At 63.7% G+C, this 15,543-nt stretch carries 14 protein-coding genes; 7 read left to right on the top strand and 7 right to left on the bottom strand.

The features are described 5' to 3' along the window. Nucleotides 1-119 precede the first annotated feature (119 nt). Nucleotides 120-569, bottom strand: a complete 450-nt coding sequence (locus tag L6637_RS11780; RefSeq protein ID WP_128949285.1) for an SRPBCC family protein — start codon at nt 567-569, stop codon at nt 120-122. Nucleotides 570-1,231: 662 nt separating this feature from the next. Between L6637_RS11780 and L6637_RS11775 the strand changes: the two genes are divergently transcribed. The 5 genes from L6637_RS11775 to L6637_RS11755 all read left to right on the top strand — a co-directional run bounded on the left by L6637_RS11775 (nt 1,232) and on the right by L6637_RS11755 (nt 7,673). Continuing rightward, a complete protein-coding gene (locus L6637_RS11775; protein WP_237864303.1) occupies nt 1,232-1,717 on the top strand; it encodes a (2Fe-2S)-binding protein in 486 nt (161 codons plus the stop codon). Nucleotides 1,718-1,798: 81 nt separating this feature from the next. Next, nucleotides 1,799-4,141 (top strand): xanthine dehydrogenase family protein molybdopterin-binding subunit, encoded by a 2,343-nt coding sequence (locus L6637_RS11770; protein WP_237864304.1) that lies wholly within the window; start codon nt 1,799-1,801, stop codon nt 4,139-4,141. Nucleotides 4,142-4,156: 15 nt separating this feature from the next. Next, nucleotides 4,157-4,957, top strand: coding sequence for an FAD binding domain-containing protein (locus L6637_RS11765; protein ID WP_237864305.1), 801 nt, complete (start codon nt 4,157-4,159; stop codon nt 4,955-4,957). 207 nt (nt 4,958-5,164) lie between these two features. Beyond that, nucleotides 5,165-6,289: a CaiB/BaiF CoA transferase family protein gene (locus tag L6637_RS11760; RefSeq protein ID WP_237864306.1), complete on the top strand. Its 1,125-nt coding sequence runs from the start codon at nt 5,165-5,167 to the stop codon at nt 6,287-6,289. A 76-nt stretch (nt 6,290-6,365) separates the two neighbouring features. Beyond that, nucleotides 6,366-7,673 (top strand): MFS transporter, encoded by a 1,308-nt coding sequence (locus tag L6637_RS11755; protein WP_237864307.1) that lies wholly within the window; start codon nt 6,366-6,368, stop codon nt 7,671-7,673. A gap of 20 nt (nt 7,674-7,693) precedes the next feature. Here L6637_RS11755 and hppD read toward each other — a convergent pair whose 3' ends face one another. Continuing rightward, entirely contained in the window at nt 7,694-8,812 is a 1,119-nt protein-coding gene (gene hppD, locus L6637_RS11750; RefSeq protein WP_237864308.1) for a 4-hydroxyphenylpyruvate dioxygenase, read from the bottom strand. A gap of 123 nt (nt 8,813-8,935) precedes the next feature. On the opposite strand from hppD, the gene L6637_RS11745 reads away from it, so the two are divergent. After that, on the top strand, nt 8,936-9,415 hold the full coding sequence (locus L6637_RS11745) for an Lrp/AsnC family transcriptional regulator (protein WP_237864309.1): 480 nt from the start codon (nt 8,936-8,938) through the stop codon (nt 9,413-9,415). A 73-nt stretch (nt 9,416-9,488) separates the two neighbouring features. Then, on the top strand, nt 9,489-9,800 hold the full coding sequence (locus L6637_RS11740) for a DUF1272 domain-containing protein (protein WP_237864310.1): 312 nt from the start codon (nt 9,489-9,491) through the stop codon (nt 9,798-9,800). Nucleotides 9,801-9,922: 122 nt separating this feature from the next. On the opposite strand, the gene fahA is transcribed toward L6637_RS11740, so the two are convergent. The 5 genes from fahA to L6637_RS11715 all read right to left on the bottom strand — a co-directional run bounded on the left by fahA (nt 9,923) and on the right by L6637_RS11715 (nt 15,516). Continuing rightward, the gene (gene fahA / locus L6637_RS11735; RefSeq protein ID WP_237870949.1) at nt 9,923-11,191 is read right to left on the bottom strand and encodes a fumarylacetoacetase; all 1,269 of its coding nucleotides are present in this window, start codon (nt 11,189-11,191) and stop codon (nt 9,923-9,925) included. Nucleotides 11,192-11,330: 139 nt separating this feature from the next. Beyond that, nucleotides 11,331-12,677: a homogentisate 1,2-dioxygenase gene (hmgA, locus tag L6637_RS11730; protein ID WP_237870764.1), complete on the bottom strand. Its 1,347-nt coding sequence runs from the start codon at nt 12,675-12,677 to the stop codon at nt 11,331-11,333. Between the two features lie 2 nt (nt 12,678-12,679). Next, nucleotides 12,680-13,636, bottom strand: a complete 957-nt coding sequence (locus L6637_RS11725) for an MBL fold metallo-hydrolase (RefSeq protein ID WP_237870762.1) — start codon at nt 13,634-13,636, stop codon at nt 12,680-12,682. 18 nt (nt 13,637-13,654) lie between these two features. Beyond that, nucleotides 13,655-13,879 carry a DUF2783 domain-containing protein gene (locus L6637_RS11720; RefSeq protein ID WP_057743506.1) on the bottom strand — a complete coding sequence of 75 codons (225 nt, stop codon included), beginning with the start codon at nt 13,877-13,879 and terminating at the stop codon, nt 13,655-13,657. Nucleotides 13,880-13,887: 8 nt separating this feature from the next. Continuing rightward, nucleotides 13,888-15,516, bottom strand: a complete 1,629-nt coding sequence (locus L6637_RS11715) for an FAD-dependent oxidoreductase (protein WP_237870760.1) — start codon at nt 15,514-15,516, stop codon at nt 13,888-13,890. Nucleotides 15,517-15,543 lie beyond the last annotated feature (27 nt).

Below are 15,543 nucleotides of genomic sequence, written 5' to 3'. Positions count from 1 at the left end.
CAAGGCACAGGACTCGACCGTCGTCCCGGACAAGCGGAGCGAAGCGACGTGCAGATCCGGGACGACGGATGAGTTCCTAGCGATCTTGCATCGTCGGGTGCAGCGATGCTGCGCATCGATCACGATGATGGCGCTACCACAGACGCAAAACTCTCGAAGAAGTTCGCGGCGAGTTTGCGCGACGTCGAATCGATCAGCCTCGAGCCGAGCTGCGCAAGCTTGCCGCCGATCTGCGCCTCGGCCTCGTAGTGCAGGATGGTGACGCCGGGAGATTCCTCTTCCAGCCTGACCTTCGCACCGCCCTTGGCAAAGCCCGCGACGCCGCCGGCGCCTTCGCCGATGATGCGGTAACCATTGGGCGCGTCGATATCCGTGAGCGTCACCTTGCCGCTGAATGTCGCCTTCACCGGGCCGACCTTCAGCACCACGGTCGCGACCATCTCCGTCGGCGACGCCATCTCGAGCGATTGGCAGCCGGGAATGCAGCGCCTGAGAATGTCGGGATCGTTGAGCGCGGCCCACACATCGGCTTTCGACGCGGGGATACGCTGACTGTCGTTCATCTGCATCGCTTCCACCCCTTGGCTGTTGCTTGTACAGCTCGACTAGGCGCGCGCGCGGGTGCGATCAATCGCCAGGAAGTACTAGGGCTGCTTTGCTGCGGCTCATTCATTCGATGTCATTCCGGGGCGCGACGAAGTCGCGAGCCCGGAATCCATTCATCCACCAACCTGCCGTTCGAAGGATTCCGGGCTCCCTCGCGCCGCTCGGGCCCCGGAATGACGTTCGAGTGTTGCGACGCCGACGGCCGTTCCACGCCCCCCAAGCTGGCGGCGGCGCGCTGCATCGCAGCTAACAAAATCAATGACTTAGATCGCCGTCACCTACTACCAAGATCGCGATTACAACGGGCATGGAAGGGTGCTCCTATTCGCACAACGAACAAGGCAGCAAAGGGAGAAACGGCGCGCGAGGAGCCCGACGTCCAAGGCGTGCTTCGCGCGATAAGGTGAGCACGGCAGCCACCGACGAAGCAGCCATCGTTCTCGAAAGCTTCTTGTACGGCCACGCCACGCATTGGCGGCGGCACGGAACATCGTGACCGAATCGCGCACCTGCGGCGACAGTCACAATGACCTTTCCATGACGCGCGATGACTAAAATCCCAGTTGCAAAGTTCCGTTCGCGCTGTCTCTAATTGGAATAACGACAAACATTCGGGAGGTATCACGTGTCTACAGTCAAACTGACGGTGAACGGCAAGGCCGTTGCTGTCGAGGTCGAGGACCGCACGCTGCTGGTCCATCTCTTGCGCGATCACCTCAACCTCACCGGAACCCATGTCGGCTGCGACACCAGCCAATGCGGTGCCTGCGTCGTGCACTTGGACGGCCGTGCGGTAAAATCCTGCACCATGCTGGCCGGCCAGGCCGACGGCGCCAGCGTCACCACCATCGAAGGCATCGCCAAGGGCGACGAGCTGCACCCGATGCAGGCCGCCTTCCGCGACAATCACGGCCTGCAATGCGGCTATTGCACGCCGGGCATGATCATGTCGGCGATCGACATCGTGCAACGTCATGGCGGCCAGCTCGACGAGGGCACGGTCCGTCAGGAGCTCGAGGGCAATATCTGCCGCTGCACCGGCTACCACAACATCGTCAAAGCCGTGCTGGATGCGGCCGGACGCATGAAGGTCTCGCAGGCGGCCGAATAGGGCCCGGCTCGAACGAACGATCACCACTGCAGCTTTCGATGGAAAGCGCAGGCATAGCAATTCCGGTCGGGAGGACCAGACATGGGTGTTGAAGGCATCGGCGCGCGCGTCGTGCGCAAGGAAGACAAGCGTTTCATCACCGGCAAGGGCCGGTACGTTGACGACATCAAGTTGCTGGGCATGACCCATGCCCATTTCATCCGCAGCCCGCACGCGCACGCCAAGGTGAAGAAGATCGATTCGTCCGCCGCGCTGAAGATGCCGGGCGTGGTCGCCGTTCTCACCGGACAAGAGCTCGTCGACGACAAGGTCGGCAACCTCATCTGCGGCTGGGCCATCACCTCCAAGGACGGCAGCCCGATGAAAATGGGCGCATGGCCGGCGATGGCACCGGAGACGGTGCGCTTCGTCGGTCAGGCCGTCGCGGTCGTGATCGCCGACAGCAAGAACCTGGCGCGCGACGCGGCGGAAGCTGTCGTCGTCGACTACGAGGAACTCCCCGTCGTTGCCGACGTCCACGCCGCCATCAAGGCCGGCGCGCCGCAGCTCCACCCCGAGGCCCCCGGCAATCAGGTCTATGATTGGGTGATCGGTGACGAGGCTGCGACGGATGCTGCCTTCGCCAAGGCCGCGAATGTGGTGAAGATGGACCTCACCAACAATCGCCTCGCGCCGAACCCGATGGAGCCACGCTCGGCGGTCGCCGACTACGACGCCGCGGAGGAGCATTACACGCTCTATACGACATCGCAGAACCCGCATGTCGCCCGGCTCGTGCTCTCTGCGTTCTACAATATCGCGCCCGAGCACAAGCTGCGCGTCATCGCGCCCGACGTCGGCGGCGGCTTCGGCTCCAAGATCTACATCTACCCGGAAGAGATGGTGGCGCTCTGGGCCTCCAAGAAGACCGGCCGCCCCGTGAAGTGGACCAGCGACAGGACTGAAGCCTTCCTCACCGACGCGCATGGCCGCGACCACGTCACCCATGCCGAGATGGCGTTCGACGCCAACAACAAGATCACCGGCTTGAAGGTCAAGACCTACGCCAATTTCGGCGCCTACATGTCGCTGTTCTCGTCGGCCGTGCCGACCTATCTCTACGCGACGCTGCTGTCGGGCCAGTACAACATCCCGCAGATCCACGCCGAAGTGATCGGCGTTTACACCAACACCACGCCGGTCGACGCCTATCGCGGCGCGGGCCGTCCCGAGGCCAGCTATCTGGTCGAACGGATGATGGAGACAGCGGCGCGGCAACTCAAGGTCGATCCGGCCCAGTTGCGCCGGAGCAACTTCATCACCCAGTTCCCGCACCAGACGCCCGTGATCATGGCCTATGACACCGGCGACTTTAACGCCTCGCTCGACGCCGCGATGAAGGCAATCGACTATGCCGGCTTCCCCGCCCGCAAGGCGCAAGCGAAGGCGCAAGGCAAGCTGCGCGGCATCGGCGTGTCCTGCTACATCGAGGCCTGCGGCATCGCGCCGTCGAAGGCGGTCGGTAGCCTGGGCGCCGGCGTCGGCCTCTGGGAGTCGGCCGAAGTGCGCGTCAACCCGGTTGGCACAATCGAGATCCTGACGGGCTCGCACAGCCACGGCCAGGGTCACGAGACCACGTTCTGCCAGCTCGTCGCGGAGCGCCTGGGTGTTCCCATCAGCCAGGTCTCGATCGTCCATGGCGACACCGACAAGGTGCAGTTCGGCATGGGCACCTACGGCTCGCGCTCGGCCGCCGTCGGTCTCACCGCGATCCTGAAGGCCATGGAGAAGATGGAAGCCAAGGCCAAGAAGATCGCCGCGCATGCGCTGGAGGCCTCGGAAGCCGACATCGTCATCGAGAACGGCGAGTTCAAGGTGACGGGCACCGACAAGGCGATTGCGCTGCCGATGGTCGCGCTCGCGGCCTACACCGCGCACAATCTGCCTGACGGGATGGAGCCGGGCCTGAAGGAGAGCGCCTTCTACGACCCCTCCAACTTCACCTTCCCGGCCGGCACCTATATCTGCGAGCTCGAGGTCGACGCTGGTACCGGCAAGACCTCCTTCGTCAACTTCGTCGCGGCCGACGATTTCGGCCGGTTGATCAACCCGATGATCGTCGAGGGACAGGTCCATGGCGGCTTGGTTCAAGGCATCGGACAGGCACTGCTCGAGCACGCCATCTACGATGCCAACGGCCAGCCGGTCACGGCCTCGTTCATGGACTACGCCATGCCGCGCGCCGACGATGTGCCCTCGTTCAACCTCTCCCACACCACGACGCTGTGCCCGGGCAATCCGCTGGGCATCAAGGGTTGCGGTGAGGCCGGCGCGATCGGCGCCTCCGCGGCCGTGATCAACGCGATCACGGATGCGATCGGAAAGAACAACCTGGAAATGCCCGCAACCCCTGATCGGGTGTGGCGCACGATCCACGCGGCTTGAGAGGGAGCATCAAAGATGTACCAGACCACTTATCATCGCGCCTCCTCGGTCGACGAAGCCGTGAGCTTGTTTGGCAAGAGCAGCGAGGCGAAGTTCCTTGCCGGCGGACAGACCTTGCTTCCGGTCATGAAGCAGCGGCTCGCGAGCCCCTCGGACGTGATCGACCTCGGTAAGATCAAGGAACTGCAGGGCGTCGAGCTCTCCGGCGACGTGCTGACCATCAAGGCCGCCACCACCTATTACGACATCATGACCAATGCCGATGTGAAGAAGGCGATTCCAGCGATCGCCCATCTCACCTCGGTGCTCGGTGACCCTGCCGTACGCTATCGCGGCACGATCGGCGGCTCGATTGCCAACAACGATCCTGCCGCCGATTTCCCCGCCGCCCTGCTCGCACTCGGCGCCACCGTGAAGACCAACAAGCGGTCGATCGCGGCGGAGGATTTCTTCAAGGGCCTGTTCACGACCGCGCTGGAAGACGGCGAGATCATCACCGCCGTGTCGTTCCCGGTTCCGGCGAAGGCGGGTTACGAGAAGATGCGTCATCCGGCCTCGCGCTTCGCGCTGACCGGGGTGTTCGTGGCACAGACCAAGTCGGGCGAGGTGCGCGTTGCCGCGACCGGCGCGTCGCAGAGCGGCGTGATGCGGGTCCCTGCGATCGAAGCGGCGCTGAAGGCGAACTGGTCGCCGTCGGCGATTGACAGCGTGAGCATTTCGGCAAGCAATCTGCTGGCCGACATCCACGGCACGGCGGAGTACCGCGCCAACCTCGTCAAGGTAATGGCGCAGCGCGCGGTGACCGCTGCGGGCTGAGATCCTACTCTCAGCGTCTCAACACAAATCTTCCGCGGCGCGCAGCAATGCGCGCCGCTTTTTTGATGCGCCCATGCATGAAAAGCGCTTGCCTCGCTGGCGTGAAGGCGAGAAGAGTTAATCAGCCAATTAACTCGCCCCAGAGAGGAAAGTCCGTGGCGACGGCCTGACATCAGGCATTCGCCCGCGACCCGAGGAAACAACAACGTGCTCGATCAACCGGCCCAGCAAAAATCAGAAGACTCGTCCGTCCGCAACTCCGGCCCGCTCGCGGGCTTCCGCATCGTCGAATTCGCCGGCATCGGTCCCGGCCCTTTCGCCTGCATGTTGCTGGCTGACATGGGCGCCGAAGTCGTCACGCTCGATCGTATCGGCGCGAAGAAGAGCATGAAGTCGGTGGCGGGCCGCGGCCGCAAGCTGATCGAACTCGACCTCAAGGACAAGGCGGCGATCGCGCAGGTGCTCGATCTGCTCGCCGGCGCCGACGCACTGGTCGAAGGTTTCCGTCCTGGCGTGATGGAGCGGCTCGGGCTCGGCCCTGATGTCGTGCTCGCGCGCAATCCAAAGCTCGTCTACGGCCGCATGACCGGCTGGGGCCAGGAAGGCCCGCTGGCGAACGCCGCCGGCCACGACATCAACTACATCTCCATCACTGGCGCGCTCGCGGCGATCGGCACTGACGAAGCGCCGGTGCCGCCGCTCAACCTGGTCGGCGATTTCGGCGGCGGCGCGCTCTATCTCGTCGTCGGCGTGCTCGCCGCGCTGCTGGAAGCATCAAGGTCCGGCAAAGGTCAGGTGGTCGACGCCGCGATGTGCGACGGCGCGGCCTCGCTGATGTCGTTCTTCTTCGACATGAAGACGCTCGGACGCTGGACCGAGGGCCGCAACCGGAATTTCCTCGATGGCGGCGCCCACTTCTACGGCGTCTATGAATGCGCCTGCGGCCACTTCGTGTCGATCGGCTCGATCGAGCCGCAGTTCTACGCCCTGCTGCGCGAGCATGCCGGCCTGACCGATGCCGATTTCGACGCGCAGATGGATCCCAAGGCCTGGCCCGTGCTGAAGGAGAAGCTGAAGGCCGTGTTCAAGAGCAAGACGCGCGAGGACTGGTGCAATATCATGGAAGGCACCGACATCTGCTTCGCGCCTGTTCTGACCATGTCGGAAGCGACCGCGCATCCGCACATGGTCGCCCGCAACGTCTTCATCGAGCGCCACGGCGTGAAGCAGCCGGCGCCGGCGCCGCGCTTCTCGCGCACCCGGTCCGCGGTCCGCGAGCCGGAAAGCGCCGAGATTTCCGCCGTGACGGCTGCGTGGAAAGCGGGCCGCTAGGGCGCGCTTGAGGGTTGTCAGCAGGCACCTTTTGCTTCACTTCGCGTTTCACAGAAGTGACACAAGGTGCTCATCCGTGAACCAGACTGACCGTCCGCGTCCCTCCCAAACCATGCGCGTCGGCGCAGCCATACTGGGCAACGCGCTCGAATTCTACGACTTCACCGTCTACGCGGCGTTCGCGGTCTGGCTCGCCAAGGCCTTCTTTCCGGCTGACAATCCCAACACCAGCCTGCTGCTGACGGTTGCGACCTTCGGCGTCGGCTTCGTGGCGCGACCGCTCGGCGGCATCGTCATCGGCGCTTATGCGGATCGCTACGGTCGCAAGCCGGCAATGACGCTGACCATCTGGCTGATGGCGCTCGGCACCGGCATCATCGGCCTGCTGCCGACCTACGATCAGATCGGCCTGCTCGCCCCGGTCCTGCTGGTGCTGGCGCGGCTGCTGCAGGGTTTTTCGACCGGCGGCGAGATGGGACCGGCGACGACTTATCTGCTCGAGAGCGCGCCCTCGCACCGCAAAGGCTTCTTCGGCAGTTGGCAGCTCGCCAGCCAGAACCTGGGCAGCCTGTTCTCCGCGCTGGTCGGCCTTGGCCTCGCCTTCCTGATCACGCCCGGCGCCAATGATAGCTGGGGTTGGCGCGTGCCGTTCCTGCTCGGAATCCTGATCGCGCCGGTCGGCTATTTCATCCGCAAGAATCTCGACGAGACGCTGGATGCCGAAGAGGCCCATGCCAGCGTCGGCGGCGTGCTGTCCGACATCCTGGCCAACCACTGGGGCAAGATCGTGCTGTGCATCCTGCTGATCTCGGGCGCGACCATCGGCCAGTACTTCTTCCTGTACACCGCGACCTACGCCATCAACACACTACACTACAGCCAGGGCTGGGCCATGACGGCCAACTTCGCCACCTTCGTGAGCGGCACGATCTTCGCGCTGCTCGGCGGCGCGCTCGCGGACAGATACAGCCTGAAGACCATCGCCGTGGTGCCGCGCATCATCGTGACGCTGCTGTTCTATCCGGCATTGCTGCTGGTGGTGTCGTCGGGCTCGCCGCTCGTCTACGTCGTCACCGCCGCGGTGCTGATGGCATTCCATGCGATGTCGGGCGGCGCCGGCATCATCCTCATCCCGCTGATCTTCCCCGCGATCGTCCGCACCTCCGGACTGTCGATCGCCTACGCGCTTGGCGTCACCCTCTTTGGCGGCACCGCGCAGCTGGTGTTCACCTGGATTATCGGCACGACAGGCGACAAGCTGTCATGGGTCTGGTACGTCGTCGCGATGGGCGCGGTCAGCATCCTCGCCACGATGGCGATGCGGATGCCGGAGGATCTCGCGCGGCGGCGGGACGGTGCGATGAACGCGGCGGTGGCGCGCTAGAGCGGACGAACGGCAGCGTTCTACGCTGCCGTATCCACCTTCAACACGCCGCGGCGGATCTGATCTTCCTCGATCGATTCGAACAGCGCCTTGAAATTGCCCTCGCCAAAGCCGTCATCGCCCTTGCGCTGGATGAACTCGAAGAAGATCGGGCCGATGGCGTTGGCCGAGAAGATCTGCAGCAGCACCTTGGTCTGGCCGCCGTCGACCACGCCTTCGCCGTCGATCAGGATTCCGTTCTTCTGCAGGCGTGCGACGTCCTCGCCGTGCTTGGGCAGGCGGGCATCGACCTTCTCGAAATAGGTCGCGGGCGGCGACGGCATGAAAGGCAGGCCGGCTGCGCGCAGGCCTTCAATGGTGCCGTGGATCTCGCGGCAGCCGCAGGCGATGTGCTGGATGCCTTCGCCGCGATAGGTCTTCAGATATTCCTCGATCTGGCCGGAATCACCGGCGTCCTCGTTGATCGGAATCCGGATCTTGCCGTCCGGACTGGTCAATGCGCGCGAGAACAGGCCGGAGGCGCGGCCTTCGATGTCGAAGAAACGGATCTGGCGGAAGTTGAACAGCTTTTCGTAGAAGCCGGTCCAGACATCCATGCGGCCGCGGTGAACGTTGTGGGTGAGGTGATCGAGATAGAACAGGCCGGCGCCGACCGGACGCGGATCGCGCGCACCGAGCCATTCGAACTCGGCGTCATAGGCCGAGCCCTTGGCGCCATAGCGATCGACGAAATAAAGCAGGCTGCCGCCGATGCCCTTGATCGCGGGCACATCCAGCGTCTTCTGCGCCGATGTGACGCCAGCCGGCTCGGCACCAAGCGCAATAGCACGGTCATAGGCCGCCTTGGCATCGACGACGCGGAACGCCATCGACGGCGCGCAAGGACCATGCGCGGCGACGAACTCATAGCCGTGAGTGCCGGGCTCCTCATTCACGAGATAGTTGATGTCGCCCTGGCGATAGACGGTGATCCTCTTGGTCTTGTGGCGCGCGACCGGCGCATAGCCCATCAGCTTGAACAGATCGTGCAGCTCTTGCGGATTGGGATGCGCATATTCGACGAATTCGAACCCGTCGGTACCCATTGGATTGTCGGCGCTAACAGTGGCCGGCGGTGCATCGTGCGGAAACGGACCCATTGGCGATTCTCCCAAATTGCTGCTGGCCAGAACTATCCTTCATGGGGCGCGCAATGAGCGTGCAAATGGAACGCGTTTTCGCTATCCTATGCACGATCTGTGCACGAAATGGAAAAATGACGCATGATTCCAGTGGATGCCTTCGACCTCAAAATCCTGGGCGCGCTCCAGGACGACGGCCGCCTCACCAACCAGGAACTCGCCGAGCTTGCAGGTCTCTCGGCTTCGCAATGCTCGCGGCGGCGGATGCGGCTGGAGGAGGAGAAGGTCATCGCAGGCTATCACGCCGATCTCTCCAGCGAGGCGCTCGGCTTCGGCGTGATCGCCTTCATCCAGGTCGGGCTCGCGACCCACTCGCCGGATAATTCAAAGCGCTTCCGCGCGCTGGTCAACCGGATCGACGAGATCCAGGAGGCCTATTCGCTCACGGGCGACGCCGACTACGTGCTGAAAGCCGTGCTGCGCGACCTCAAGGGTCTGTCCAACCTCGTCAACGATATCCTGATGCCGCATCAGAGCGTGGCGCATGTGCGTTCCTCGATCGTGCTCGACCGTCTCAAGGAAAGCTCGAAGCTGCCGCTGAAGGATTTGAAGACTGGCTGAAATCGAGGGAACTACGCCATTCGCGCTGCGCGCGCGATCTGCGATGATCGAGTCCATTCGCGGAGATCCGACCATGGCCCTTCAGCTTCGACCGAACTGCGAATATTGCGACCGCGACCTGCCGCCTGATGCAACGAACGCGCGGATCTGTTCCTATGAATGCACGTTTTGCGCGGATTGCGTCGAGACAAAACTGTCTAACGTCTGCCCGAATTGCGGCGGCGGCTTCGCACCGCGCCCGATCCGTCCGACGCGGGAATGGCGGCCGGGCGTGTGCACGACCAAGCAGGCGCCATCCGACAAACGCGTGCATCTGAAGTACAGCCAGGAGGACGTTGCCGCGCACTGCGCGCGGGTCAAGGACGTGCCGCCGGAGAAGCGATAAGCTCTCTCCGCGCCGTCATTGCGAGCGCAGCGAAGCAATCCAGACTGTCGTCGCGTTGACAGCCTGGATTGCTTCGTCGCAAGAGCTCCTCGCAATGACGGAGGTCGGAGCGAGGGCGAAGCCTACTCCGCCGGCAAGATCGTCCCCTCGACCTCGCCGAAGCCGACGCGATAGCCGTTGCCCTGGCACCAGCCGCGCATCACGAGACTGTCGCCATCTTCGAGGAACGTACGCTTGCCGCCGGGCAACTCCACCGGTTCGGTGCCGTTCCAGCTGATCTCCAAGAGGCTGCCGCGCTGGTTCTTCTCGGGCCCGGAGATGGTGCCGCTGCCGAGGAGATCGCCGACATTCATGGCGCAGCCCGAGGAGGCGTGGTGCATCAGCTGCTGCACCGAGGACCAGTACATGTATCTGAAATTGGTGCGGCTGATGCCGGCGGCCGCATTGGCGCCGGCGGCGCGCAAGGAGACGTCGAGCGCGATATCGTAGTTCTGAGGCTTCGCCTGCTTCAGATAATCCAGCGGCACCGGCTCCTGCTCGGGCCCCTTGAGCCGGAACGGCTCCAGCGCCTCGCGCGTCACCACCCACGGGCTGATCGAGGTCGCGAACGCCTTGGCCAGGAACGGCCCGAGCGGCACATATTCCCATTGCTGGATATCCCGCGCGCTCCAGTCGTTGAGCAGCACGAATCCGAAGATCATCTCCTCGGCCTGAGCTTCGGTGAGCATGCCGCCCATCGGCGACGGTTGCCCGATCACGACGCCCATCTCCAGCTCGAAATCGAGCCGCTTGCACGGACCAAAGCTCGGCACGTCGACATTCGGCGGCTTCAGCTGCCCGCGCGGCCGCTTCACCTTGGTGCCTGACACCACGACGGTGGATGCGCGTCCGTTATAGGCGATCGGCATGTGCAGCCAGTTCGGCTGCAGCGCATTGTCCTTGCCGCGGAACATCACGCCGACATTGGTGGCGTGTTCTTTCGAGGAATAGAAATCGGTGTAGCCGGAGACCGCGAACGGCAGATGCAGCTTTGCCTCGTGCATCGGCACCAACGCCTGGCTGCGCAGCTCGTCGTTGTCGCGCAGCTCCGGATGATCGTGCCGCAACAGCTCGCTGATCCGCGCCCGAGTTTTGCTCCAGATCTTTGGCCCGAGTGCCATGAAGGGATTGAGCGAGGGTCCGGAGAACACGCCGAGCGGACCGACATCGAGCCGCGAATCCTGCTCGAGCTCCCAGAGATCGAGCACGTAGTTTCCGATGGCGACGCCGACCCGCGGCGAGGGATTGGCCGCGGTCGAGAACACGCCATAGGGCAGGTTCTGGATCGGGAAGTCCGAGACGGGATCGATTTCGATGAAGGAGCGGAGGCTGGGGTCGTTGGGATCGGGCACATGGCTCTCCAAAATTGAGACCGTCATTCCGGGATGGTCCGTAAGGACCAGACCTCAGGTGCGCAATTGCGCACCGGGGGAATCTCGAGATTCCGGGTGCGATGCTTCGCATCGCCCCGGAATGACGATTAGAATGATCTTACGGCCTATTCGGATCGAAGCGCTTTTCCAGGCCCTTCCAGCAATCCGCATAATCGTCCTGCAGCGTCGACGATTTCGCGGCGTGCGCCGTGACGCGCTGCGGGTAGCGGGTCTCGAACATGAAGGCCATGGTGCCCGTCAGCTTCACCGGCTTCAACTCGCCATTGCTGGCGTGCTCGAAGGCGTCGCGGTCGGGGCCGTGCGGCAGCATGCAATTATGCAGGCTCATGCCGCCCGGAACGAACCCTTGCGGCTTGGCGTCGTAGACGCCGTAGATCAGGCCCATGAACTCGCTCATGATGTTCATGTGATACCAGGGCGGACGGAAGGTGTTGTCGGCCACCATCCAGCGCTCGGGGAAGATGACGAAATCGATGTTCGCGGTGCCCGCCGTCTCCGACGGCGAGGTCAACACCGTGAAGATCGAGGGATCGGGATGATCGAAGCCGATCGCACCGACCGGCGAGAAGCTGCGCAGATCGTATTTGTAGGGCGCATAATTGCCGTGCCAGGCGACGACGTCGATCGGCGAATGCGGCAAATTGGTCTTGAACAGCGACCCGCCCCATTTCACGTAGAGCTCGGTCGGGATGTCCTTGTCCTCGTAAAACGCGACCGGCGTCAGGAAGTCGCGCGCGTTCGCAAGGCAGTTGGCGCCGATCGGTCCGCGCTCCGGCAGCGTGAAGGCGCCGCCGTAGTTTTCGCAGAGATAGCCGCGCGCCGGTCCGTTCGGGATCTCGACGCGGAATTTCACGCCGCGGGGGATCACCACGATCTCGCCGGGCTCGGCGCCGATGCGGCCGAACTCGGTGACGAGGCGAAGATTGCCCTGCTGGAGCACGAACATCAGCTCGCCGTCGGCATTGTAGAAGTGCTGGTCCACCATCGATTTGGTGATGAGATAGACATGCGCGGCCATGCCGGCCTGCGTATTAACGTCGCCGGCCGTGGTCATGGTCTGCACGCCCTGGACGAAGGTGACGTCCTCCTTCGGCAGCGGTGTCGGGTCCCAGCGCAGTTGCGCGATCGGCAGATCATTTTCGTGGCACGGTGCCGAGCGCCACAGGCCGGCATCGACCTTCTCGAAGCGACCGGAATGCTTCACCGAGGGGCGGATGCGATAGAGCCACGAACGCTCGTTGGTGCCGCGCGGCGCGGTGAAGGGCGAGCCCGAGAGCTGCTCGGCGTAAAGCCCGTAGGCGCAGCGCTGCGGCGAGTTGCGCCCGATCGGCAGCGCGCCCGGCAGCGCCTCGGTCTCAAAACTGTTGCCGAAGCCGGACATGTAGCCCGGCGTGACCTGCGCCGAGCTGCGGATGATCTGATCAGGCGAGGTATTGATGTTCATGACTATCCTCCTCCTTGCAGGGCGGCCCACATTTCCTGGTCGCGCTTGTCGGTCCAGATCACGGGATCGTCGATCCCCGACGCTTCGTCGAAGGCGCGCGAGACGTTGAACGGCAGGCAGTGCTCGTAGATGGCGAAGCTGTGGAATTTCGGATCCATCACCTCGCGCGTCGCCGCCATCGATTCCTTCAGCGTGCGGCCCTTGGCGACCGAGATCTCGGCGGCACCATAGAGCGAGGTGACGAAGTCGCGCGTCATCGCGATGGCTTCGCGCACGGTGCCGACGCCCTTCAGCGCGTCGCCGCGGCCCGGCGCGATCGCTTTGGGATTGAAGTTGCGGATCTCGTTCAGCGTCAGCGGCCATTCGCGCAAATGCGCATCGCCGCAATAGCAGGCCGAGTGGTATTCGATGAGGTCGCCGGAGAACATCACCTCCGCATCGGGCACCCAGGCGACGATGTCGCCGGAGGTGTGGCCGGCCCCTAACTGCATCAGCCGCACCTCGCGCTTGCCGAGATAGATCGACATCTCGCCCTCAAAGGTCAGCGTCGGCCAGGTCAGCCCGGGAATGCTCTGCGCATCCTGGAACAGGCGCGGAAAGCGGCCATATTCGGAATCCCAATCCTGCTTGCCGCGCTCCTCGATCAGACGATAGGTCTCCTGCGAGGCGACAATGCCTTGCGCGTGATAGGCGGACGCGCCGAGCACGCGCACCGCGTGATAATGCGACAGCACGACATATTTGATCGGTTTGTCCGTCACCTTTTTGACGCGCTCGATCACCTTATTGGCCATCGCCGGCGTTGCCTGCGCGTCGAACACCAGGCAGCCGTCGTCGCCGACGATGACAGCGGTGTTCGGATCGCCCTCCGCGGTGAAGGCATAGAGATCGGTGCCGATCTCGGAGAAGGTGATCTTCTTCTCGGAGAGATCGCCGGTGGATGCGAAATTCTTCGCCATCAATTCATCCTTACGAGGTTATTGTTGTTGCTGTTGTTGCTGCTGGCCGTCGATCATGCGGCGTTTCGCCAGCACGAGCGCCTCCCGCAGCACGTCGATGTCGCCGATATGGTTGGCGAGGATCAGCACCAGCGCCGCGTCGAAATCGGCGCTCTGCTCCTCGGTGAGGCCACGATGCGCCTCGACGATGGCGCGGAAGGCGTCATCGGGCCGCGCGAAGTTCGAGCTGGTGGACAATGGCATGTGAAACCTCAATTCAGACCGGCGGCCCGCGACAGCGCGGCGGCAACGCCAGCGCGCGTCGGATGACGGAAACGAGCGGCGACATAGCCATCGGGCCTGAGCAAATAGGCAGAGCCCGGCTCGGCATCATAGCGCTTCGCAACAAGGCCCTGGGGATCGGCCAGTCCGCCCTCGCCGCCGATCCTGATATCCTTCACGCCATCGGGCGTATCGATCGCTGCGCCATTGCCAAACGAGAGCAGGGTGAAGTCCGTTCCACCCTTGCGGAACGCATCGGTCAGATAGGCCTGCCCGCCCCCGCGCGTCGACACGGGCGCATCGAGCATGGAACAGCCCGGCGATGGTCCGCCACCCCAGGCCTCCGCATCGCGCGATGACAGCGGCGAATCATAGCTGCACGGCACCGAAAGGCGTCCACCATTGACCATGCGCTTGCCAAACTCGGTCTCCTTGGCGAGCGACAGCACCGCCTTGCGCAACCGCGCCTCCTGGTGCGAGTTCGGCGCCATGAAATCGGTCGAGCGGGTGGATTCGCGGATGTTCTCGTCGGCCGCCAGACTGCGCTCGACATGGTAGCTCTCGAGCAGGCTCGCGGGCGACGTGCCGCGCAATACGCGGTCGAGCTTCCAGGACAGATTCTCGGCGTCCTCGAGCCCTGAGTTCGCGCCACGCGCGCCGAATGGCGACACCTGATGCGCGGAATCGCCGGCAAAGATCACGCGGCCATGGATGAAGCGATCCATCCGACGGCATTGGAACTTGTAGAGCGAGATCCACTCGAACTCGAACTTGTCGTGGCCGAGCATGCGCGCGATTCGCGGCCGCACATTCTCAGGCTTCTTCTCGACGACAGGATCGGCGTAGCGATTGAGCTGGAGATCGATACGCCAGACATCGTCGGGCTGCTTATGCAGCAGCGCCGAGCGGCCGGCGTGGAACGGCGGGTCGAACCAGAACCAGCGCTCGGTCGGGAATTCCGCGGTCATCTTGACGTCGGCGATCAGAAACTGATCCTCGAACACCTGTCCGCCAAATTCCGCGCCGACCATTTGCCGTAGCGACGAGCGCGCGCCGTCGCAGGCGATGATGTATTGCGCGTGCAGGCGATAGGCACCTTCCGGAGTCTCGATCGTCAGCGCTACGGAATCGTTGCGTTGCTCGAGCGCGGTCACCTTGTTGCGCCAGCGCAGGTCGATATCTGGCAGATCGCTGATGCGATCGACCAGATAGGCCTCGGCGTAATATTGCTGGAGATTGATGAAGGCCGGCCGCTTGTGGCCGTCCTCCGGCAGCAGATTGAACTGGTAGAGCTGGGATTCGCCGTGAAAGATGCGGCCGACGCTCCACACCACGCCCTTGTCGACCATGCGGTCGGCGACGCCGAGCCGGTCCCAATATTCCAGCGAGCGCTTCGAGAAGCAGATCGCGCGCGAGCCTTCGCCGATGCGGTCGGCATCGTCCAGAAGGACGACGCGCTGGCCGCGCTGGGCCAGATCAATGGCGAGCGACAGCCCGACCGGGCCAGCACCGACGATGACGACTGGATGCTCGGCCGGACTTTGGCCGGGACGATCCTGGTCGGGGTGGCGGCGATAGCCGAACTGGATTTTGGCCTGATGCGTATTGGCGTCCGCCATACACTAACCTCGGCTCTGGTCAGGAGA

Source organism: Bradyrhizobium zhengyangense (assembly GCF_022012435.1).
In the GTDB taxonomy this organism is placed as follows: Bacteria; Pseudomonadota; Alphaproteobacteria; order Rhizobiales; family Xanthobacteraceae; genus Bradyrhizobium; species Bradyrhizobium zhengyangense.
This window is presented reverse-complemented; position numbering and strand designations above follow the sequence as displayed.

Excerpts from the sequence above, each read along its gene's own strand:
- L6637_RS11780 (WP_128949285.1), bottom strand. The coding sequence starts at position 569 with ATGCAGATGAACGACAGTCAGCGTATCCCCGCGTCGAAAGCCGATGTG.
- L6637_RS11745 (WP_237864309.1), top strand. The coding sequence starts at position 8,936 with ATGATTCCAGTGGATGCCTTCGACCTCAAAATCCTGGGCGCGCTCCAG.
- hmgA (WP_237870764.1), bottom strand. The coding sequence starts at position 12,677 with ATGAACATCAATACCTCGCCTGATCAGATCATCCGCAGCTCGGCGCAG.
- L6637_RS11720 (WP_057743506.1), bottom strand. The coding sequence starts at position 13,879 with ATGCCATTGTCCACCAGCTCGAACTTCGCGCGGCCCGATGACGCCTTC.
- L6637_RS11740 (WP_237864310.1), top strand. The coding sequence starts at position 9,489 with ATGGCCCTTCAGCTTCGACCGAACTGCGAATATTGCGACCGCGACCTG.
- L6637_RS11725 (WP_237870762.1), bottom strand. The coding sequence starts at position 13,636 with ATGGCGAAGAATTTCGCATCCACCGGCGATCTCTCCGAGAAGAAGATC.
- hppD (WP_237864308.1), bottom strand. The coding sequence starts at position 8,812 with ATGGGTCCGTTTCCGCACGATGCACCGCCGGCCACTGTTAGCGCCGAC.
- L6637_RS11770 (WP_237864304.1), top strand. The coding sequence starts at position 1,799 with ATGGGTGTTGAAGGCATCGGCGCGCGCGTCGTGCGCAAGGAAGACAAG.
- L6637_RS11715 (WP_237870760.1), bottom strand. The coding sequence starts at position 15,516 with ATGGCGGACGCCAATACGCATCAGGCCAAAATCCAGTTCGGCTATCGC.
- L6637_RS11765 (WP_237864305.1), top strand. The coding sequence starts at position 4,157 with ATGTACCAGACCACTTATCATCGCGCCTCCTCGGTCGACGAAGCCGTG.